This is a genomic window from Citrobacter sp. Awk 2 (genome assembly GCF_028069815.1).
GTDB lineage: Bacteria > Pseudomonadota > Gammaproteobacteria > Enterobacterales > Enterobacteriaceae > Citrobacter.
Genome location: NZ_JANEWL010000020.1, coordinates 11720 through 33610 on the forward strand (window position 1 = coordinate 11720; position 21891 = coordinate 33610).

The following is a 21891-nucleotide window of genomic DNA, read 5'->3' on the forward strand; positions in this document are numbered from 1 at the left end:
AAAAACGAAACGCAAAACCATTCGTAGTTGCAGAAGGTGGCAGCGTTTAAAGAAAAGCAATGATCTCAGGAGATAGAACGATGATTACTCTGCGCAAACTCCCTCTGGCGGTTGCTGTGGCAGCAGGCATTATGTCTGTTCAGGCAATGGCTGTAGATTTCCATGGTTATGCTCGTTCCGGTATCGGCTGGACGGGTAGTGGCGGCGAACAACAATGTTTCCAGGCAACCGGTGCCCAAAGTAAATACCGTCTCGGTAACGAATGTGAAACCTATGCGGAATTAAAACTGGGACAGGAAGTGTGGAAAGAGGGCGACAAGAGCTTCTACTTCGACACTAACGTTGCCTACTCTGTATCTCAGCAGAATGACTGGGAAGCGACCGATCCTGCTTTCCGTGAAGCGAACGTGCAGGGTAAAAACCTGATTGAATGGTTGCCGGGTTCCACCATCTGGGCCGGTAAGCGCTTCTATCAGCGTCATGACGTCCATATGATTGACTTCTACTACTGGGATATCTCTGGTCCTGGTGCCGGTATTGAAAACATCGATCTGGGCTTTGGTAAGCTGTCTCTGGCCGCAACCCGTTCTCAGGAAGCGGGCGGTTCTTACATTTTCACCAGCAACAATACCTATCACGACTTTAAAGATACTGCTAACGACGTATTCGACGTCCGTTTAGCACAAATGGAAATTAACCCGGACGGCATGCTGGAACTGGGTGTTGACTATGGTCGTGCAAATAAAACAGACGGCTACAGCTATGCTGATGGCGCAACGAAAGATGGTTGGATGTTCACTGCTGAACATACCCAGAGCATGCTGAAGGGCTATAACAAGTTTGTAGTCCAGTACGCAACCGACGCGATGACGACCCAAGGTAAAGGTATTCCGCAGGGGTCTTATACCGGTAATGACTACAACAAAGACACCGAAATCGGTGTAGTCAACGGTAATATCAATAACAATGGCAGTTTGGTACGTATTCTCGACCACGGTGCTATTTCTCTCGGCGAGCGTTGGGACCTGATGTACGTCGGTATGTATCAGGATATCGACCGTGATGATAATAACGGTACAACCTGGTACACCGTGGGTGTACGTCCGATGTTCAAATGGACGCCGATCATGAGCACCCTGATGGAAATCGGTTACGACAACGTTAAGTCTCAGAAAACTGATGACACCAACAATCAGTACAAAATCACCCTGGCGCAACAGTGGCAGGCAGGCGACAGCATCTGGTCTCGTCCGGCAATCCGTGTCTTCGCAACCTATGCGAAATGGGATGAAAAATGGGGTTATGACAACGGTATCGCTTACAAAGATACCAGTGCGAAAACCTACAGCCGTGGCGACAATGATGAGTGGTCCTTCGGTGCCCAGATGGAAATCTGGTGGTAATCCAGCATTAACCTGACGTAATGACCTAAAGAGGGGCGTAAGCCCCTCTTACTTACGGTTTAGCGCGCTATTGCCTGGCCACCGCTGAACCCATGCTATCTGAGGTGATAACAATGAAAATGAAGAAAAGTCTCGTTGCCCTTTGTTTATCGGCAGGGTTATTTGCCAGCGTCCCTGGAATCAGCCTGGCCGATGTGAATATCGTTCCGCAGGACACCGCCGCTGCACCGTCGATTCCGACGGCTGCGTTGCAACAGCTGGCCTGGACGCCAGTCGACCAATCGAAAACCCAGTCAACTCCGTTGGCGACAGCGGGGCAGCGTTTGGACATTGCCGGTATTAGCGGCCCGGTTGCCGCCTATAGCGTACCGGCCAACATTGGTGAACTGACCCTGACGCTGAGCAGTGAAGTTAACAAACAAACCAGTGTATTTGCGCCAAACGTCTTAATTCTTGATCAGAACATGACGCCATCTGCGTTCTTCCCCAGCAGTTACTTTACCTACCAGGCTCCGGGTGTGATGAGTGCGGATCGCCTGGAAGGCGTGATGCGTCTGACGCCAGCGCTGGGACAGCAGAAGCTTTATGTTCTGGTCTTTACTACTGATAAAGATCTCCAACAGACCACCACGCTGCTTGACCCGGCGAAAGCGTATGCCAAGGGTGTGGGCAACGCTGTTCCGGATATTCCGGACCCGATTGCCCGCCATACTACCGATGGTCTGGTGAAACTGCAGGTGAAAACTAACAGCACCTCCAGCGTGCTGGTTGGGCCGTTATTTGGTTCCTCTGGCCCGGGTCCGGTGACGGTGGGTAATACCGCAGCGCCTGCAGTGGCCTATGCGGCTCCGGCTGCCGCGGTAGCCGCGCCGGCACCGCAACCTGTGAAGAAAAGTGAACCGGTGCTGAATGACACTGAGAACTATTTTAACCAGGCGATTAAGGATGCCGTGGCGAAAGGTGATGTTGATAAAGCGCTGAAGCTGCTTGATGAAGCTGAACGTCTGGGATCCAAATCTGCCCGTTCCACCTTTATCAGCAGTGTAAAAGGCAAGGGGTAACCATCTCCCCACATTGTTGATTTTGCAACAACTGGTGCGTCTCCTGGCGCACCTTTTTTTATCCTTCGATGCTACTTGTTACACTTATGTTGCCCTACCGATCACTTAATCGTGTTTGCTCACCCCGCAAAGCCTTTTCTGCGATACAATGCCCTCAGGTTATGAATCGGAGAGTAAGGCATGCCACACCCCGCGTTAACGCAACTGCGTGCTCTGCGTTATTTTGATGCGATCCCGTCGCTTGACCCTCAATTGCTCGACTGGTTGTTACTGGAAGATTCCATGACCAAACGTTTTGAGCAGCAGGGAAAACAGGTCACCGTAACATTGATACGAGAAGGATTCGTTGGGCAAAATGAGGTCACTGAAGAGTTGACGCTGTTGCCGGCAGAATCCCGCTATTGGTTGCGGGAAATCCTGTTATGCGCGGATGGTGAGCCGTGGCTTGCCGGTCGGACTGTCGTGCCGGAATCCACCTTGTGCGGCCCCGAACTGGCTTTGCAAAATCTGGGGAAAACCCCGCTCGGGCGCTATCTGTTTACATCATCGACATTGACCCGCGATTTTATTGAGATTGGCCGTGATGCAGCGCTGTGGGGACGCCGTTCCCGCCTGCGGCTGAGCGGTAAGCCGCTGATGCTTACCGAGCTTTTTTTGCCTGCATCGCCGTTGTACTGAGAGGAAGATAAAGATGGAGTGGAGTCTGACGCAGAATAAGCTGCTGGCGTTTCACCGCTTGATGCGTACGGATAAGCCAATTGGCGCCTTACTGCTGCTCTGGCCGACGCTGTGGGCGCTGTGGGTAGCGACCCCTGGCGTACCGCAATTGTGGATACTGGCGGTGTTTGTCGCCGGTGTGTGGCTGATGCGCGCTGCCGGATGCGTGGTGAATGATTATGCCGACAGGAAATTTGACGGACACGTCAAACGCACCGCAAACCGACCGCTGCCGAGCGGTGCAGTCACGGAGAAAGAGGCCCGAACGCTGTTTGTTGTGCTGGTGTTGCTCGCCTTCCTGCTGGTTCTGACTCTTAACACGATGACGATTTTGTTGTCCGTTGCGGCGTTAGCACTGGCGTGGGTTTATCCCTTCATGAAACGCTATACGCACCTGCCGCAGGTGGTGCTGGGGGCGGCGTTTGGCTGGTCTATTCCCATGGCGTTCGCCGCCGTCAGTGAATCTGTACCGCTGAGCTGCTGGCTGATGTTCCTCGCCAACATTCTCTGGGCGGTGGCGTATGACACCCAGTATGCGATGGTTGACCGTGATGACGATCTGAAGATTGGCATTAAATCGACCGCCATTCTGTTCGGTCAGAACGATAAGCTGATTATTGGCATTCTGCAGGTCGGTGTTTTGGCGCTGATGGCGACGGTGGGCTGGTTAAACGGGTTGGGGCTGGGCTATTACTGGTCACTGCTGGTGGCGGGCGCGCTGTTTGTGTATCAGCAGAAACTGATTGTCGATCGCGAACGGGATGCCTGCTTTAAAGCGTTTATGAACAATAACTATGTGGGGCTGGTGCTGTTCTTGGGGCTGGCGATGAGCTACTGGCACCTTTGAGTTTGGCTTAACCTGCAAAATAAAAACCGGTCATTTCATTTTGACCGGTTTTTTTATGCTTACTCGCCCTGCGTTGCGCTCTCGATAGTCAGACGCACATCGGATGTGACCAGCTCGGCCAGCATCTGATAGATCTTCATCGTTTCTTCCGGTTCGGCATCACCGGTATCGCTGATGTAGCCCTCGTCACGCAGCGTCAGCACCAGGGAACTGAACACGGCTTTATCGAAGAACTCAGGCGCGTTGATACCGTGCAGCACGGAAAGACGTTGCGCCACGGTGCGGCTCTCTTTCTCCAGTGTACTGCGGTTGATGGACGGGTTCGCACTCAGCAGCCAGAAGGTAATGGCATAGCGCTGTAGCGTTTCACGCGCGCCCGCAGCCAACAGCTGCAGCGTGCGAGAGTGAACCGGGTTGATATGCAGCTCATCGTTCTGCAGGGTTATCAGACCCTGACGCTGCATTTCGTTGGCCAGCTCGTCAATCACACCGGCAAGCTCATCGCGCTCCCAACGCAGGAACAGCTCTGCTTTCAGCATCGGGTACAGCGCTTCAATATGCTGCTGCAATGCGGCGCGTGAAATCCGACGGTGCTGAGTCACAATCGCGGCCATCAACGAAGGCAGAACCAGCATGTGCGCAATGTTGTTGCGGTAGTAGGTCATCAGTACCGCCTGCTCGCGCGGCAGAATGATGATGTCACCGATCGTGTCTTTCTCAACCTCAAACTTGTTCATCTGCAAGGCGTGGTCGATCAGTTCACTGGCGCTTTGTGTCGGTACTGTCGTATCCGAAGCATACGGCACATTGCGTAACAGGCTCAGGTAGCAATCGAGCTGTTCGGTGAGCTGCTCGCGGGTCAGAGAACGCTGACGGGAAGCCAGTAACGCGGTACAACACAGGTTCATGGCGTTGGCCGCGCCTGCGTTGTTAATGCGTACCATCAGATCGGCGGCAATGTTATTTACCGTCGGCGTCAGCCAGGCCGGGCGAATAGACTCGATAGGATCGATAGATTCGCGCCACTCCGGCACATGCTGATTCAGGTAGGTCATCAATGGCATAGGTTCGCCAAAGTTAACGTAGCCCTGACCCAGATTACGTAGCTTGCTCAAACCGCGTAGCATTTGCGGCAGGCTCTCTTTTTCTTTGGTCGCGCCACGCAGCTCTTTTGCGTAAGTCCCCACTTCCATCACGTGCTCGTAGCCGATGTAGATAGGCACCAGTGTAATGGGACGTGTACCGCCGCGCAGCATCGCCTGGATGGTCATCGACAGCGTGCCGGTTTTCGGGTCAAGCAGACGGCCTGTACGTGAGCGACCACCTTCGACAAAGTATTCAACCGAGTAACCACGGCTGAACAACTCGCCCAGATATTCGCGGAATACGGTGGAATAGAGCTTATTGCCTTTAAACGTACGACGAATAAAGAATGCGCCCAGACGGCGGAAAATCGGACCTGCCGGCCAGAAGTTCAGGTTGATCCCTGCAGCGATATGCGGTGGAACCAGCCCCTGATGGTACAGAACATACGACAGCAGCATGTAATCCATATGGCTGCGGTGGCACGGTACATAGACGATTTCATGCCCGTCGTGCGCCAGTTGGCGTACGCGCTCGGCATTGTGAACGTTAATTCCCTGGTACAGACGGTTCCAGGTAAAGCCCAGGATACGGTCCGTCAGGCGGATCATCTCATAGGAGAAATTCGCGGCAATCTCTTCCATCAATGCGATAGCGTTTTGCTGCGCCTTTTCATGGGAGATTTTTTTGCTGCGTGCTTCATCTTCCACCGCGCGTGCGATGGCTTTTGAGGCCAGCAGTTTATTAAACAGATCCTGGCGGGCAGGGAGGCGAGGGCCAACCGCGGCTAAGCGCTGGCGGGCAAAGTGCATACGCGCCACGCGTGCCAGTTTCTGTGCGATGGTTTTATCTGTGCCGTGTTCGTCTGCCATGCGGCGCAGGGAGACGGAAGGTGAGAAGCGGACAAAACTGTCGCGCCCCAGCCAGGAGACGGCAAAGAATTTCTGCACGCCATTCAGCATGCGCAGTGGTGGGTTGACCTCGCCTTTCTCGCGCCCTGGGGCTCGGCCAAACATCACCGATACCGGCACCATCTGCACATCCAAATCGGGGTTGCTGCGATGCAGATCGAGATAGTTATGGAACAGTTTGATGGACTCTTCTTTTGGCGTGTAATAGGTGAATACACGCGGGCCGCCGTGTATAAACACGTAGCGCGGCAGCAAAGTCCCGTCTATCTCCAGCGGTTCCAGGGGATCGGGGAGGTCGTGCACCAGACATTGGGCACGCAGTGTCAGCAAGTCAGCTTTTGAGTTGTACGGTAAGACGTACATAATGGGACGAGAGGTATCGAGTCCCAATTCCGGGGCGGGTTCCGCCGGGATAGACTTGCTTTTTACCAGGATGCTTAATGGTAAATTCAGTAATTTGTAGTAAATTCGTGGCCAGCCGGACATAAACGATGTAAAGCCTCTGGTTAATAATGCAAATGCGCTGCAAGGATATCAGAAAGTTTAGTGAATTTCTGTGGTATCCCGTCATACTTCGCGCAGCTTTGCTTATGCCCTGAAACAAACAGGGTAACGAGACAATAATACTAACGCTAATAATGTAAAAAGGTTCTTTTGATGGCCAATAATACCACTGGATTCACCCGGATTATCAAAGCAGCAGGCTATTCCTGGCAAGGTTTCCGCGCCGCATGGATCAATGAGGCGGCATTCCGTCAGGAAAGCGTTGCCGTACTGTTGGGGGTAGCCATTGCCTGCTGGCTGGACGTTGACGCAATTACCCGCGTACTGCTGATTGGTTCGGTGATGCTGGTGATGATCGTTGAAATTCTGAACAGCGCCATTGAGGCGGTTGTCGACCGAGTTGGTTCTGAGTATCACGAGCTTTCTGGCCGGGCGAAAGATATGGGATCGGCTGCGGTATTGCTTTCTATTTTCGTCGCTCTGATCACCTGGGGCATCCTGTTGTGGTCGCATTTGCGATAAAGATTCCACAACTTCATAAATCTCCTGTTTTTTGTGCAGTTTGCGGTTCCAAATTCGCCTTTAGCTGTATATACTCACAGCATAACTGTATATACACCCAGGGGGCGGAATGAAAGCGTTAACGGCCAGGCAGCAAGAGGTGTTTGATCTCATTAGAGATCACATCAGCCAGACAGGTATGCCACCGACGCGTGCGGAGATCGCGCAGCGTTTGGGGTTCCGTTCCCCAAACGCGGCTGAAGAACACCTGAAAGCGCTGGCGCGGAAAGGTGTGCTGGAAATCGTTTCTGGCGCATCGCGTGGTATTCGTCTGCTGCAGGAAGAAGAGGAAGGCTTACCGCTTGTTGGTCGTGTCGCGGCCGGTGAGCCACTTCTGGCACAGCAGCACATAGAAGGCCATTACCAGGTTGATCCATCACTGTTCAAACCGAACGCCGATTTTCTGCTGCGCGTCAGCGGTATGTCGATGAAAGATATCGGGATTATGGATGGCGATTTACTGGCTGTGCATAAAACGCAGGACGTACGTAACGGCCAGGTTGTTGTTGCCCGTATTGATGATGAAGTCACGGTTAAGCGCCTGAAAAAGCAGGGCAACAAGGTTGAACTTCTGCCAGAAAACAGCGAGTTTAAGCCAATCATCGTTGATCTACGTGAGCAAAGCTTCACTATTGAAGGGTTGGCTGTTGGCGTGATTCGTAACGGTGAATGGCTGTAATGATCAGCTGATTTCCTGTAGGCCGGAAAGGGCGTTTACGCCGCTCTCCGGCAAATTGCCCGATGACGCTACGCTTATCGGGTCTACAAAAACGCGTTAATTTCTTTTCAGGCTCCTTTCCATGCCTTTCTTTACCTCCTCTGATAAAGCACTTTGGCACCTTGCCTTACCGATGATTTTCTCCAACATCACTGTTCCACTGCTGGGGCTGGTGGACACGGCGGTGATTGGTCATCTGGATAGCCCGGTCTATCTTGGCGGCGTTGCCGTTGGCGCAACAGCGACCAGTTTTCTCTTTATGCTGCTGCTGTTTTTACGCATGAGTACCACCGGTCTGACAGCCCAGGCGTTCGGCGCGAAAAATCCGCAGGCACTGGCACGCGCGCTGGTTCAGCCGCTGATGCTGGCGTTGGGTGCCGGATTGCTTATCGCACTGTTTCGTACACCGATTATCAGCCTGGCGTTACATATCGTGGGAGGTAGTGAAGCGGTGCTGGAGCAGGCCCGAAGGTTCCTGGAAATCCGCTGGCTCAGCGCGCCCGCCTCGCTGGCAAATCTGGTGCTGCTTGGCTGGCTGCTTGGCGTCCAGTATGCACGCGCGCCGGTTATCCTGCTGATTGTTGGCAATGTGCTTAACATCGCGCTCGATTTGTGGCTGGTGATGGGCCTGCATATGAACGTGCAGGGCGCGGCGCTGGCGACGGTGATTGCCGAATATGCCACTTTGCTGATCGGCCTGATGATGGTACGTAAAGTCCTGCATATACGCGGAATTTCGCTGGCGATGTTGAAGCTTGCGTGGCGCGGCAACTTCCGCCGTTTACTGGCGCTTAACCGCGACATCATGCTGCGCTCGTTGCTGCTGCAACTCTGTTTTGGCGCTATCACGGTGCTGGGCGCGCGTCTGGGGGGCGATATCATTGCGGTTAATGCCGTTCTGATGACCCTGCTGACGTTCACCGCCTACGCGCTGGACGGATTTGCCTATGCTGTAGAAGCGCACTCTGGCCAGGCCTATGGGGCACGCGATGGTAGCCAGTTACTGGATGTCTGGCGGGCGGCTTGCCGGCAGTCGGGTATCGTGGCGATCCTGTTTTCCCTGGTCTATGCCCTGTTCGGCGAGCAGATCATTACGCTATTGACCTCATTGCCGCAGATCCAACTTCTGGCCGATCGCTATCTCATCTGGCAGGTGATTTTACCGCTGGTGGGCGTCTGGTGTTATCTGCTGGACGGGATGTTCATTGGCGCAACACGAGCCGCGGAAATGCGTAACAGCATGGCCGTTGCGGCCGCGGGTTTCGCGTTAACGCTACTGGCTTTACCGTGGCTTGGAAACCACGGCTTGTGGCTGGCGTTAACCGTTTTTCTCGCGCTGCGCGGGCTTTCACTGGCCTTCATCTGGCGACGTCACTGGCGTAATGGCACCTGGTTTGCCTGATGCTTATGGTTAAAAATTCTGAATAGTAAATAAAACCCAGAATCCCTGACTACACTTATTATCACGCCCAGCAAAAACAGCATGTATCCGGGCGCAGCACTCTCGCTATTCACAACCTAACGATGAGGACTTGATGATGAATAAAGACGAAGTCAGCGGTAACTGGAAACAGTTCAAAGGTAAAGTGAAAGAGCAATGGGGCAAACTGACCGATGATGATATGACGGTCATTGAAGGTAAACGCGACCAGCTGGTAGGTAAAGTCCAGGAACGATACGGGTACGCGAAAGATCAGGCGGAGAAAGAAGTTAAAGATTGGGAAAAACGCAACGATTACCGCTGGTAATTAACCCCTCCCTCCTGAGAGTACAAGGATGTACGCTCTTTTATTTACCGCCCGGCTTTCTTCTTCACCTGAATGGTATGGTCATGCTGGCAATCGCCAGGATGGCGGCATGATTCCACTTCCACACATGCCGGACACAGGCCGTGGGCTTCAATCACGTTATGGCGCAGAGCAAATCCCATTTTAGCGGCCAGCGTATGCATAATATCTTCCACGCCTTCCGCACACTCTTCTTTTACCACGCCACAGCGGTCACAAATAAACATTGCCGAGCTATGGGTTGGCTGATCGAACAGATGACAGAGCACATAGCTGTTGGTGGATTCCACTTTGTGCACAAAACCTTGTTCAAGCAGAAAATCAAGCGCACGATACACGGTAGGGGGTTTGGCCTGCGGCTCGGTTTCCCGCAGCAGATCAAGCAGATCATAGGCGCTGATCGCCCCTTCCTGCAGGCTCATCAGGCGCAGCACTTCGAGGCGTTGTGGCGTTAGTCGCACGTTACGTTGCACACAGAGTTTTTCAGCTTGAGCCAATAACTCCTGCGTGGTGGTTTTGTCCATTTGGCGCCTCGATTTGTGTGGAAGGTTAATCCCTTACTTTATCATGTTCTGCTTAAAACGCCGAGATCCACCGCTGTGTGCTATACCTGACGCATCGCAACACTGGAAAATTAACATGAAAAGACCCGATTGTATTCGCCACTGGCGTGAAGTTGAGGGGCCTGATGACTCCACCTATCCAGGTAGCGATGAGCTATTTTCTATTGGCGCGCCGTTGGCCCGCAGGTTGGGGTTAGGGCGATTAGGCATTCATCACGAACGTCTGCCGCCGGGGCGTCGTACTTCTTATCCACACGCTGAAAGCGATGAAGAAGAGTTTATCTACGTGCTGGAAGGCTACCCGGAAGCCTGGATAAATGGTTACTTATGGAAGCTGGAACCCGGCGATAGCGTCGGTTTTCCGGCAGGAACCGGCGTGTGCCACACTTTTATCAACAACACCAGTGACGAGGTGCGGCTGCTGGTCGTCGGTGAGGCGAACAAGAAGCATAACCGTATCTACTATCCGCTCAATCCGGTCTACGCGGTCACACGTGAGGATCGCTGGGTTGACCATCCTCCACAGTTTTTTGGTCCACACGACGGAAAACCTGGGCGGAAATGACGATCTACGCGAACGAAGGGCGCTATCCACGACGATGTGGCTCACTATCGCAACGGTCTATGCTATAGTAGCGCCCCTTTTTTAACCGGATGCTTGAATATTCGCCATGCTGCCTGAATCTCAGTCTACCGCTTTTCCCGCTCATCGTTTTTCTATCGCGCCGATGCTCGACTGGACGGACAGACACTGCCGTTACTTTTTGCGCCTGCTGTCCCGCCAGACGTTGCTCTATACGGAGATGGTGACCACCGGGGCAATTATTCATGGCAAAGGCGATTACCTGGCGTATAGCGAAGAAGAACATCCGGTTGCACTTCAGCTAGGTGGGAGCGATCCGGCCGCGCTGGCCCAGTGCGCAAAGCTGGCTGAAGCACGAGGCTATGACGAGATTAACCTCAACGTCGGCTGCCCTTCCGATCGCGTACAAAACGGGATGTTTGGCGCTTGCCTGATGGGGAATGCGCAACTGGTCGCTGATTGTGTGAAGGCGATGCGCGATGTGGTGTCGATTCCGGTGACGGTGAAAACGCGTATTGGCATTGATGACCAGGACAGCTACGAATTCCTGTGTGACTTCATCAATACGGTTTCCGGTAACGGTGAGTGTGAGATGTTTATCATACACGCCCGCAAGGCCTGGCTGTCCGGGTTAAGCCCGAAAGAAAACCGTGAGATCCCGCCGCTGGATTATGACCGTGTTTATCAGTTGAAGCGTGATTTCCCGCACCTGACGATGTCGATAAACGGTGGAATTAAATCACTGGAAGAAGCAAAGACGCATCTGCAATATATGGACGGCGTAATGGTGGGTCGGGAAGCCTATCAAAACCCGGGTATTCTGGCATCGGTCGACCGTGAAATTTTTGCTGCGACTACTCCGGATGCTGACCCTGTCGCCGTGGTGCGCGCTATGTATCCCTATATTGAGCGGGAGCTGAGTCAGGGGACGTATCTGGGGCATGTGACCCGCCATATGCTTGGGTTGTTCCAGGGAATTCCAGGCGCACGCCAGTGGCGTCGTTATCTGAGTGAAAATGCGCATAAAGCCGGGGCCGATATTAACGTTCTGGAACATGCGCTGAAACTGGTCGCAGATAAGCGTTAAGTTCTCACCAAAAGTTAGTCAATTTCACCACGCCCTGCGTTTTATCGCGGGGCGTTTTCGTTATAAATCAATGCATTAATTTTGGCATGTTTCTTGTAATGCAATGGAGAGAATTTCATTTCGGGAGAGCGTCATGCTGGAACTACTTTTTGTGATTGGCTTTTTTATCATGCTGATGGTCACTGGCATATCACTGTTGGGCATCCTCGCCGCGCTGATGGTGGCGACGGCAGTGATGTTCCTCGGTGGGATGTTTGCGTTGATGATTAAACTGCTTCCCTGGCTGCTACTGGCCGTCGCCGTGGTGTGGGTGATTAAGGCGATAAAAGCGCCAAAAGTCCCACAGTATCAGCGCAATAACCGCCGCTTTTACTAAGGTATTGAGCGGTACGTCACAACCTGCAACATTGCCTTTAGAACCAAATAGGAATTGATTATCAAATCTGTCACTATTGCGTGGTTAACGAATTCATCGAGCTGTACCCTACATACAGCCGAACTAAAAAAGAAAGGGCTTCCTGCGGGAAGCCCTAATTCTTTCTTTCCCCGTCATAATTCAAACCGCAGGTGTGTTGGCTGCTTGAATTATTTAAGAGGGAAGTCTCACGGGATCAGCAAACTCGATCCTTGCGTGGCCCGGCTTTCCAGCACTTCATGAGCACGCTGCGCGTCGTGCAGCGCGAATGTCTGACCAGGCGCGACATCCACTTTAATCACCCCACTGGCAATCAACGAGAAAAGCTCATTGCTGGCTTCCGTTAATTCGTGGCGGTTGGTGATGTAACCCTGCAGAGAAGGGCGCGTGACATACAGCGAGCCTTTCTGATTCAGAATACCTAAGTTAACGCCGGTTACCGGCCCGGAGGCGTTGCCAAAGCTGACCATCAATCCCCGGCGTTGCAGGCAATCCAGTGAGGCTTCCCAGGTATCTTTCCCCACCGAGTCGTATACCACCCGTACTTTTTTACCGCCGGTTATCTCCTTAACCCGTTCGACGATACTTTCTTCACGGTAGTTAATCACCTGCCATGCACCGGCCTGCTGCGCTATTTGCGCCTTCTGCGCATTACCAACAGTACCAATCAGCTTCGCTCCCAGCGCTTTTGCCCACTGGCAGGCAATCAGCCCAACGCCGCCCGCTGCAGCATGGAACAAGAAGGGCTCATCGGGCTGGATTTCGTAGGTTTTACGTAACAGATAAAAAACGGTCAACCCTTTCAGAAATGAGGCCGCTGCCTGCTCAAAAGAGATGGCATTAGGCAGAATGGCGGCTTTATCGGCTGGCACGTTGTGCACTGAGCTGTACGCGCCAAGTGTTGACTGGGCATACACCACACGGTCGCCAACTTTAATGTGCGTCACTTTGCTGCCGACTTTACTGACCACGCCTGCGGCTTCTGTGCCCAGACCACTGGGTAACGAGGGAGGCGGATAAAGTCCACTGCGGATGTAGGTGTCGATGTAGTTGATGCCAATCGCTTTGTTCTCGACCTGGATTTCATGTTCCGCCGGGTCAACGGGCGTAAACTCCACAGCCTTCAGTACATCAGGGCCGCCGTGCTTGTGAAATTCAATACGTGTTGCCATGCTTCCTCCAGAAATGTGGTAATCTTTCGACCCAATCATTATCTCGGTAACTCCATTCACTATGGCAGGAAATAAACCCTTCAACAAACAACAGACTGATGCTCGTGAGCGCGATCTGCAGGTCGCCGGGCTGAAAGTACCGCCGCACTCGATTGAAGCGGAACAGTCGGTGTTGGGCGGTTTAATGCTGGATAACGAACGCTGGGACGATGTGGCCGAGCGCGTGGTTGCGGAGGACTTTTACACCCGCCCACATCGGCATATTTTCACCGAAATGCATCGCCTGCAGGAGATGGGAAAACCTATCGACCTGATTACGTTGGCAGAGTCGCTGGAAGTTCAGGGGCAACTGGACAGCGTCGGCGGTTTTGCATACCTGGCTGAGTTATCTAAAAACACGCCAAGTGCGGCGAATATTAGCGCCTATGCTGATATCGTCCGCGAACGCGCCGTTGTTCGTGACATGATTTCGGTGGCCCATGAGATTGCGGAAGCGGGTTTCGATCCGCAAGGACGCTCCAGTGAAGACCTGCTGGATCTCGCGGAATCCCGTGTCTTTAAAATTGCCGAAAGCCGCGCCAATAAAGACGAAGGCCCGAAAAATATTACCGATGTGCTTGATGCCACCGTCGCGCGTATTGAACAGTTGTTCCAGCAGCCGCACGACGGCGTCACCGGGGTGAATACCGGCTATGACGACCTCAACAAAAAGACCGCGGGTCTACAGCCGTCGGACTTGATTATTGTCGCGGCACGTCCGTCGATGGGTAAAACGACATTTGCGATGAACCTCGTCGAAAATGCGGCGATGTTGCAGGATAAGCCGGTTCTTATCTTCAGTCTCGAGATGCCCTCAGAACAGATCATGATGCGTTCTCTGGCCTCGCTTTCGCGCGTGGACCAGACCAAAATCCGTACCGGTCAACTGGATGATGAAGACTGGGCGCGGATTTCCGGAACAATGGGTATTTTGCTGGAGAAACGAAACATCTATATTGATGATTCCTCCGGTCTGACGCCAACGGAAGTGCGATCGCGCGCACGCCGTATCGCCCGTGAACACGGCGGTATCGGACTTATCATGATCGACTACCTGCAGCTGATGCGTGTACCGTCGCTTTCCGATAACCGTACGCTGGAAATTGCCGAAATTTCCCGCTCGCTGAAAGCGTTAGCGAAAGAACTGCATGTGCCGGTGGTGGCGCTGTCACAGCTTAACCGTTCTCTGGAACAACGTGCTGACAAGCGCCCGGTCAACTCAGATTTGCGTGAATCAGGCTCTATTGAGCAGGATGCCGACTTAATCATGTTTATCTATCGTGATGAGGTTTATCACGAAAACAGCGACCTGAAAGGGATCGCAGAAATCATTATTGGTAAGCAACGTAACGGCCCAATCGGTACGGTACGTCTGACGTTTAACGGACAGTGGTCGCGATTCGATAATTATGCGGGCCCACAATACGACGACGAATAAATCTCCGTCATCCTTCATGCTGCAGATGCGTTGGCTACGCCTGTTCACCCCGGTCACTTAGTTTACTAAGCTCCCGGGGATTCTCAGGCTTGTCGCCTTTCTGCAACACGAATGATTTAGGCGATTCTTTTATTAAGGAATTAAAATGCAAGCGGCAACTGTTGTCATTAACCGCCGCGCTCTGCGACACAACCTGCAACGTCTGCGTGAACTGGCACCTGCCAGTAAACTGGTTGCGGTCGTGAAAGCGAACGCTTACGGCCATGGTCTGTTAGAGACCGCGCGAACGCTCCCGGATGCGGACGCTTTTGGTGTCGCTCGTCTTGAAGAAGCCCTGCGGCTACGCGCGGGAGGGATCACGCAACCCATCCTGCTGCTGGAGGGATTTTTTGATGCTTCCGATTTGCCGACGATATCCGCGCAGCGTCTGCATACTGCCGTACATAACCAGGAGCAGCTTGATGCTCTGGAAGCGGCCGAACTGACTGAACCTGTCACTGTCTGGATGAAGCTCGATACGGGTATGCACCGCCTGGGCGTACGCCCGGAGCAGGCTGAGGCGTTTTATCAGCGCTTGACGCAATGTGAAAACGTGCGCCAGCCGGTCAATATCGTTAGCCACTTTGCCCGTGCCGACGAACCTGAGTGTGGCGCGACCGAAAAGCAGCTCGATATCTTCAATAGCTTTTGCGCAGGTAAACCGGGGCAGCGTTCGATTGCCGCATCGGGTGGTATTCTGCTGTGGCCGCAGTCTCACTTCGATTGGGCGCGTCCGGGTCTGATTCTGTACGGTGTATCGCCGCTGGAAAATCACTCCATCGGAGAAGATTTTGGTTGCCAGCCAGTGATGTCACTGACATCAAGCCTGATTGCCGTGCGCGAGCATAAAGCTGGTGAGCCAGTGGGTTATGGTGGCACATGGCAGAGCGAACGCGACACACGTCTCGGAGTGGTGGCGATGGGGTATGGCGATGGTTATCCGCGAGCTGCGCCGTCGGGTACGCCAGTGCTGGTTAACGGCCGTGAAGTGCCGATTGTCGGTCGTGTTGCGATGGATATGATCTGCGTTGATTTAGGCCCCGAGGCGCAGGACAAAGCGGGCGATCCCGTGATCCTGTGGGGCGATGGCCTGCCTGTGGAACGCATCGCAGAGATGACGAAAGTAAGTGCTTACGAACTTATCACGCGCCTGACATCAAGGGTTGCGATGAAATATATCGATTAATTACCTGATATGCCGGATCAGGCGCTACCGTCGCCATCCGGCAATATTCTCACCAACTGCAACATCCTCTCGATCTTCTCCCGCTTCCGGTTTATTGTGTTCTTATCCCACTGCCTGTAAACCTGGAGAACCACACGTGTTTCAAAAAGTTGACGCCTACGCTGGCGACCCGATTTTATCGCTCATGGAGCGCTTTAAAGAGGATTCACGTAGCGACAAAGTGAACCTCAGCATTGGTCTGTATTACAACGAAGATGGGATTATTCCTCAACTTAAAGCCGTTGCAGAAGCGGAAGCCCGCCTCAATGCGAAGCCGCATGGCGCTTCGCTGTATTTGCCGATGGAAGGTCTGAACACGTATCGCCATACCATAGCGCCGCTACTGTTCGGGGCGCAGCATCCGGTACTCCAGCAACAGCGTGTGGCAACGATTCAGACGCTGGGGGGGTCTGGTGCGTTAAAAGTGGGAGCGGACTTCCTGAAGCGTTACTTCCCTGATTCTGGCGTATGGGTCAGCGACCCGACGTGGGAAAACCATATCGCGATTTTTGAAGGTGCGGGATTCGAAGTAAGTACTTACCCATGGTATGACGACGTGACTAATGGCGTTCGTTTCAACGACCTGCTGGCAACATTGAGCACCTTGCCAGCGCGTAGCATTGTGCTGCTCCATCCGTGCTGCCATAACCCGACGGGTGCGGATTTAACACCAGCACAGTGGGATGCGGTTATTGAGATCCTGAAAGCGCGCGACCTGATCCCGTTCCTCGACATTGCCTACCAGGGCTTTGGTGGCGGAATGGAAGATGATGCCTACGCCATCCGCGCGATTGCGAGTGCTGGTTTACCGACTCTGGTCAGCAACTCATTCTCGAAGATTTTCTCGTTGTATGGCGAACGTGTTGGCGGGCTTTCTGTGGTGTGTGAAGACGCAGATGCCGCTAGTCGTGTTCTGGGGCAGCTAAAAGCGACGGTTCGTCGTAACTACTCCAGCCCGCCAAACTTTGGCGCACAGGTTGTTGCCGCGGTACTGGGTGATGAAGAGCTGAAAGCCAGCTGGCTGGCGGAAGTTGAGGTAATGCGTACCCGTATTCTGACGATGCGTCAGGAACTGGTCAACGTGCTGAACGCTGAGATTCCGGGCCGTAATTTCGACTACCTGCTGCAACAGCGTGGTATGTTCAGCTATACCGGGCTGAGTGCGGCTCAGGTTGACCGCCTGCGTGATGAGTTTGGTGTTTACCTGATTGCCAGTGGACGCATGTGCGTTGCGGGCTTGAATCACGGCAACGTGAAGCGGGTTGCGAAGGCATTTGCCGCAGTAATGTAATTAGGTGCCGGATGGCGGCGTAAATGCCTTATCAGGCCTACAAAGGCATATGGATTTTTCATTTGTAGGCCTGATAAGCGCAGCGCCATCAGGCACGTTTCCCAGTGTGATCGTCCTCTTTTTCTGTAACAAAACCAGAGAAAATCCTTCCTTTCCCTTCCCCCAGGGGGTAAGGTCAGATAGTTTTTTGACCAGTTGTTAAATAAAAAATCATAACTAACTGACTACTTAGGGAAAAATATGCGCAAGATTACTTTGGCACTGAGTGCCGTTTGTTTATTGTTCACGTTGAATCAGCCAGCCCAGGCTTTAGTTTCTTCTCCTTCTCAGCTCAATCCAGGTACTAACGTTGCAAAACTTGCTGAGCAGGCCCCCATTCACTGGGTCTCTGTTGCACAAATTGAAAATAGTTTGACGGGCCGCCCGCCGATGGCCGTTGGCTTTGATATCGATGATACGGTTCTCTTTTCCAGCCCGGGCTTCTGGCGCGGTAAAAAAACGTACTCCCCGGACAGCGAGGATTACCTGAAAAACCCAGCATTTTGGGAGAAAATGAACAACGGTTGGGATGAATTCAGCATTCCGAAAGAAGTAGCGCGGCAGTTGATTGATATGCACGTGCGTCGTGGGGACAGTATCTTTTTCGTGACTGGACGCAGCCCGACGAAGACCGAAACGGTCTCTAAAACGCTATCTGATAACTTCCACATCCCGTCTGCAAATATGAACCCGGTTATTTTTGCCGGTGACAAGCCTGGGCAGAACACCAAAACGCAGTGGTTGCAGGAAAAAAATATCCGCATGTTCTACGGCGACTCCGATAATGACATCACCGCCGCTCGCGATGTCGGTATCCGCGGGATTCGTATTCTGCGCGCCTCTAACTCTACCTATAAGCCGCTGCCACAGGCAGGAGGGTTTGGCGAAGAGGTGATCGTAAATTCAGAGTATTGAGGTCACCGAATGCGGGGTGATGATTTTTTAAACAAATTTACGTTACCGGCTTTTACCTTTTGCGGACTTGCTGCACACTGAATAAATGATGTTCTCATTAGGCGACTTGCTGGTAAGGGGAATAAAAATGACGAATTCGGAGTTGCTGCAATACTGCATGGCGAAAACAGGCGCGGAGCAGAGCGTGCACAGTGACTGGAAAGCCACACAAATCAAAGTCGAAGATGTGCTCTTTGCCATGGTAAAAGAGGTGGAAGAACGCCCGGCAGTCTCTCTGAAAACCAGCCCAGAACTGGCGGAGTTGTTACGCCAGCAGCATAGTGATGTCCGGCCAAGCCGGCATCTGAACAAAGCACACTGGAGTACGGTGTATCTGGACGGCTCGTTGCCGGATTCACAAATTTATTATCTGGTCGATGCCTCTTATCAGCAGGCGGTGAACACGCTACCGGAAAATAAACGCCGGATACTGGCGCAGCCCTGATCTGTTTCGCCGGATGCGGCGCAAGACCTTATCCGGCCTACAATATTTACGGCTATACTGCAGGCCTGATAAGTTCAGCGCTATTACAGCAGCGGTTTGAGGAAGCGGGCCGTGTGTGAGGCTTCACACTCAGCAACTGTTTCTGGCGTACCAGAGACCAGAATTTCGCCGCCGCCGCTACCCCCTTCCGGACCGAGGTCGACAATCCAATCGGCTGTTTTAATCACGTCCAGATTGTGCTCAATCACCACAATGGTGTTGCCCTGATCCCGGAGCTGATGCAACACGTCAAGCAGTTGCTGAATATCGGCAAAATGTAGCCCGGTTGTTGGCTCATCAAGAATATACAGCGTCTGCCCGGTACCGCGTTTTGACAGCTCACGCGCCAGCTTCACACGCTGGGCTTCACCGCCAGAAAGCGTGGTCGCGGACTGGCCCAGTCGAATGTACGTCAAGCCAACATCCATCAACGTTTGCAACTTACGCGCCAGCGCAGGAACAGCATCGAAGAACTCGCGAGCTTCTTCAATCGTCATATCCAGCACTTCGTGGATGGTCTTGCCCTTGTACTTAATCTCCAGCGTTTCACGGTTATAACGCTTACCTTTACACTGGTCGCACGGCACGTAAATATCTGGCAGGAAGTGCATTTCGACTTTGATCACGCCATCGCCCTGGCAGGCCTCGCAGCGTCCACCACGAACGTTAAAGCTGAAACGACCTGGCGTGTAACCACGCGCACGGGATTCCGGTACGCCGGCAAACAGTTCGCGCACTGGCGTAAACACGCCGGTGTAGGTTGCCGGGTTGGAACGCGGTGTACGACCAATCGGGCTTTGGTCAATGTCGATCACTTTGTCGAAATGTTCCAGACCCTGAATATCCCGGTATGGCGCGGGCTCTGCCAGCGTGGCACCGTTAAGCTGAGTTTGGGCAATCGGGAATAATGTGTCGTTAATCAGCGTCGACTTCCCGGAACCGGACACGCCGGTAATACAGGTGAACAGACCCACCGGCAGCGTCAGGGTGACATCTTTCAGGTTGTTGCCGCGTGCGCCAGTCAGCTTCAGCACTTTTTCCGGATCAGCCGCAACACGTTGTTTTGGCACTTCAATCTTACGCTTACCGCTCATGTACTGGCCGGTTAACGATTCCGGTACGGCCATGATGTCTTCCAGCGTCCCTTCGGCCACAACCTGACCACCGTGAACGCCTGCACCTGGGCCAATGTCGATAACGTGGTCGGCGGCGCGAATGGCATCCTCATCGTGTTCAACCACAATCACGGTGTTACCCAAATTGCGCAGATGGATAAGTGTCCCGAGCAGGCGTTCGTTATCACGCTGATGCAGACCGATTGACGGTTCATCCAGCACGTACATCACACCGACCAGACCTGCGCCAATCTGGCTTGCCAGACGAATACGTTGTGCTTCGCCACCGGAGAGTGTTTCTGCTGAACGGGACAGTGTCAGATAGTTCAGGCCTACGTTGACCAGGAACTTAAGGCGGTCGCCGATCTCTTTGAGGATTTTCTCGGCAATCTTCGCCCGTTGACCTGCAAGTTTCAGGCTGTTGAAGAAATCCATTGCATGGCCGATGCTCATGTCGGAAATCGCAGGCAATGGCGTATTCTCGACAAACACGTGACGAGCTTCCCGGCGTAGACGGGTTCCGTCACAGCTGGCGCAAGGTCTGTTACTGATAAACTTGGCTAACTCTTCGCGGACTGCACTGGATTCCGTCTCTTTATAGCGACGTTCCATATTGTGCAATACACCTTCAAACGGGTGGCGACGTACGGACGTATCGCCACGATCGTTCATGTATTTGAATTCGATATTCTCTTTGCCGGAACCGTATAGCACCACTTTGTGGACCGTAGGATTCAGGCTGGCCCACGGGGCTTCTACATCGAATTGATAGTGCTCAGCCAGAGACTTAAGCATCTGGAAGTAATAGAAATTACGGCGATCCCAGCCACGAATCGCCCCGCCTGCCAGCGACAGTTCCGGGTTCTGGATCACACGGTCTGGGTCGAAGTACTGTTGTACGCCAAGACCATCGCAGGTCGGACACGCGCCTGCCGGGTTGTTGAACGAGAACAACCGTGGCTCCAGCTCGCGCATGCTATAACCACAAATAGGGCAGGCGAAGTTGGCGGAGAAGAGCAGCTCTTCTGCTTTCGGGTCATCCATATCAGCGACCACTGCCGTACCACCGGAAAGCTCCAGCGCGGTCTCAAACGATTCGGCCAGACGTTGAGTGAGATCGTCTCGTACCTTGAAGCGGTCAATCACCACTTCGATAGTGTGTTTCTTTTGCAGCTCAAGCTTAGGCGGATCGGAAAGGTCGCACACTTCACCATCAATACGTGCGCGGATATAGCCCTGGCCTGCCAGGTTTTCCAGCGTTTTGGTGTGCTCACCTTTGCGTTCTTTAATTACTGGTGCCAGCAGCATCAGGCGTTTGCCCTCTGGCTGCGACAGGACGTTGTCTACCATCTGGCTGACCGTTTGCGCCGCCAGCGGCACGTCGTGATCCGGGCAGCGTGGCTCGCCAACGCGGGCATACAGCAGGCGCAGATAATCGTGAATTTCGGTAATTGTCCCAACCGTGGATCGCGGGTTATGCGACGTCGATTTCTGCTCGATTGAGATGGCGGGAGAGAGCCCCTCAATGTGGTCGACGTCCGGTTTTTCCATCAGCGACAGAAACTGACGTGCGTACGCGGAAAGGGATTCAACGTAACGACGCTGCCCTTCGGCATACAAGGTGTCGAAAGCGAGCGAAGATTTGCCTGAGCCCGAAAGCCCGGTAACGACAATCAGCTTGTCGCGCGGGATGACGAGGTTGATGTTTTTGAGATTATGGGTGCGGGCGCCCCGAACTTCGATCTTATCCATTCATCTTTCCCGGATTAAACGCTTTTTTGCCTGGCTGCATGGTGCTACCGGCGATCACAAACGGTTAATTATGACACAACCCAACCTGAATGGATATACAGTA

The 21891-nt window shown here is 53.2% G+C and carries 20 protein-coding genes and 1 pseudogene; 16 read left to right on the forward strand and 5 right to left on the reverse strand.

All coding sequences use genetic code 11. The annotated features are described in order from the left end of the window. Positions 1–80 precede the first annotated feature (80 nt). From NNO02_RS07770 to ubiA, 4 genes are all read left to right on the forward strand, one after another. Entirely contained in the window at positions 81–1403 is a 1323-nt protein-coding gene (locus NNO02_RS07770; RefSeq protein WP_271454528.1) for a maltoporin, read from the forward strand. 113 nt (positions 1404–1516) lie between these two features. Further along, complete coding sequence (gene malM / locus NNO02_RS07775) at positions 1517–2464, forward strand: maltose operon protein MalM (protein WP_202037176.1); 948 nt, start codon at positions 1517–1519, stop codon at positions 2462–2464. 180 nt (positions 2465–2644) lie between these two features. After that, on the forward strand, positions 2645–3142 hold the full coding sequence (gene ubiC, locus NNO02_RS07780; RefSeq protein WP_005132668.1) for a chorismate lyase: 498 nt from the start codon (positions 2645–2647) through the stop codon (positions 3140–3142). 13 nt (positions 3143–3155) lie between these two features. Then, entirely contained in the window at positions 3156–4028 is an 873-nt protein-coding gene (ubiA, locus tag NNO02_RS07785; RefSeq protein WP_137381186.1) for a 4-hydroxybenzoate octaprenyltransferase, read from the forward strand. Between the two features lie 59 nt (positions 4029–4087). On the opposite strand, the gene plsB is transcribed toward ubiA, so the two are convergent. After that, positions 4088–6508: a glycerol-3-phosphate 1-O-acyltransferase PlsB gene (gene plsB / locus NNO02_RS07790; RefSeq protein ID WP_188232235.1), complete on the reverse strand. Its 2421-nt coding sequence runs from the start codon at positions 6506–6508 to the stop codon at positions 4088–4090. 171 nt (positions 6509–6679) lie between these two features. Between plsB and NNO02_RS07795 the strand changes: the two genes are divergently transcribed. The 4 genes from NNO02_RS07795 to NNO02_RS07810 all read left to right on the forward strand — a co-directional run bounded on the left by NNO02_RS07795 (position 6680) and on the right by NNO02_RS07810 (position 9553). Further along, positions 6680–7048, forward strand: a complete 369-nt coding sequence (locus NNO02_RS07795) for a diacylglycerol kinase (protein ID WP_271454529.1) — start codon at positions 6680–6682, stop codon at positions 7046–7048. Positions 7049–7157: 109 nt separating this feature from the next. Continuing rightward, on the forward strand, positions 7158–7766 hold the full coding sequence (gene lexA, locus NNO02_RS07800) for a transcriptional repressor LexA (protein WP_103777801.1): 609 nt from the start codon (positions 7158–7160) through the stop codon (positions 7764–7766). A 121-nt stretch (positions 7767–7887) separates the two neighbouring features. Beyond that, the gene (gene dinF, locus NNO02_RS07805) at positions 7888–9207 is read left to right on the forward strand and encodes an MATE family efflux transporter DinF (protein WP_271440974.1); all 1320 of its coding nucleotides are present in this window, start codon (positions 7888–7890) and stop codon (positions 9205–9207) included. A gap of 136 nt (positions 9208–9343) precedes the next feature. Continuing rightward, the gene (locus tag NNO02_RS07810; RefSeq protein WP_005132658.1) at positions 9344–9553 is read left to right on the forward strand and encodes a CsbD family protein; all 210 of its coding nucleotides are present in this window, start codon (positions 9344–9346) and stop codon (positions 9551–9553) included. A 44-nt stretch (positions 9554–9597) separates the two neighbouring features. Here the strand turns inward: NNO02_RS07810 and zur are convergent, their stop codons facing one another. Next, positions 9598–10116, reverse strand: coding sequence for a zinc uptake transcriptional repressor Zur (gene zur, locus NNO02_RS07815; protein ID WP_271454530.1), 519 nt, complete (start codon positions 10114–10116; stop codon positions 9598–9600). A gap of 115 nt (positions 10117–10231) precedes the next feature. Here zur and NNO02_RS07820 point away from each other — a divergent pair, with 115 nt between their 5' ends. The 3 genes from NNO02_RS07820 (at position 10232) to pspG (ending at position 12201) form a co-directional block, all read left to right on the forward strand. Next, entirely contained in the window at positions 10232–10720 is a 489-nt protein-coding gene (locus NNO02_RS07820) for a cupin domain-containing protein (RefSeq protein ID WP_048213928.1), read from the forward strand. 106 nt (positions 10721–10826) lie between these two features. Further along, on the forward strand, positions 10827–11825 hold the full coding sequence (gene dusA, locus NNO02_RS07825) for a tRNA dihydrouridine(20/20a) synthase DusA (RefSeq protein ID WP_271454531.1): 999 nt from the start codon (positions 10827–10829) through the stop codon (positions 11823–11825). Positions 11826–11958: 133 nt separating this feature from the next. Further along, complete coding sequence (gene pspG / locus NNO02_RS07830; RefSeq protein ID WP_048213926.1) at positions 11959–12201, forward strand: envelope stress response protein PspG; 243 nt, start codon at positions 11959–11961, stop codon at positions 12199–12201. A 227-nt stretch (positions 12202–12428) separates the two neighbouring features. On the opposite strand, the gene NNO02_RS07835 is transcribed toward pspG, so the two are convergent. Next, complete coding sequence (locus NNO02_RS07835; RefSeq protein WP_202037171.1) at positions 12429–13412, reverse strand: quinone oxidoreductase; 984 nt, start codon at positions 13410–13412, stop codon at positions 12429–12431. A gap of 61 nt (positions 13413–13473) precedes the next feature. Between NNO02_RS07835 and dnaB the strand changes: the two genes are divergently transcribed. The 3 genes from dnaB (at position 13474) to tyrB (ending at position 17444) form a co-directional block, all read left to right on the forward strand. After that, positions 13474–14889 carry a replicative DNA helicase gene (dnaB, locus tag NNO02_RS07840; protein ID WP_137381179.1) on the forward strand — a complete coding sequence of 472 codons (1416 nt, stop codon included), beginning with the start codon at positions 13474–13476 and terminating at the stop codon, positions 14887–14889. 145 nt (positions 14890–15034) lie between these two features. Further along, complete coding sequence (gene alr, locus NNO02_RS07845) at positions 15035–16114, forward strand: alanine racemase (protein ID WP_271440972.1); 1080 nt, start codon at positions 15035–15037, stop codon at positions 16112–16114. 136 nt (positions 16115–16250) lie between these two features. Then, positions 16251–17444, forward strand: coding sequence for an aromatic amino acid transaminase (gene tyrB, locus NNO02_RS07850; RefSeq protein ID WP_271454532.1), 1194 nt, complete (start codon positions 16251–16253; stop codon positions 17442–17444). Here tyrB and NNO02_RS23845 read toward each other — a convergent pair. Further along, positions 17445–17563: pseudogene (locus NNO02_RS23845) on the reverse strand (hypothetical protein); the annotation flags it as partial. Positions 17564–17684: 121 nt separating this feature from the next. On the opposite strand from NNO02_RS23845, the gene aphA reads away from it, so the two are divergent. Together aphA and NNO02_RS07860 are read left to right on the forward strand one after the other, a co-directional pair. Then, a complete protein-coding gene (aphA, locus tag NNO02_RS07855) occupies positions 17685–18398 on the forward strand; it encodes an acid phosphatase AphA (protein WP_137381176.1) in 714 nt (237 codons plus the stop codon). A gap of 127 nt (positions 18399–18525) precedes the next feature. Beyond that, positions 18526–18882 carry an MmcQ/YjbR family DNA-binding protein gene (locus tag NNO02_RS07860; RefSeq protein ID WP_271454533.1) on the forward strand — a complete coding sequence of 119 codons (357 nt, stop codon included), beginning with the start codon at positions 18526–18528 and terminating at the stop codon, positions 18880–18882. 83 nt (positions 18883–18965) lie between these two features. On the opposite strand, the gene uvrA is transcribed toward NNO02_RS07860, so the two are convergent. Beyond that, complete coding sequence (gene uvrA / locus NNO02_RS07865) at positions 18966–21788, reverse strand: excinuclease ABC subunit UvrA (RefSeq protein WP_271454534.1); 2823 nt, start codon at positions 21786–21788, stop codon at positions 18966–18968. Positions 21789–21891 lie beyond the last annotated feature (103 nt).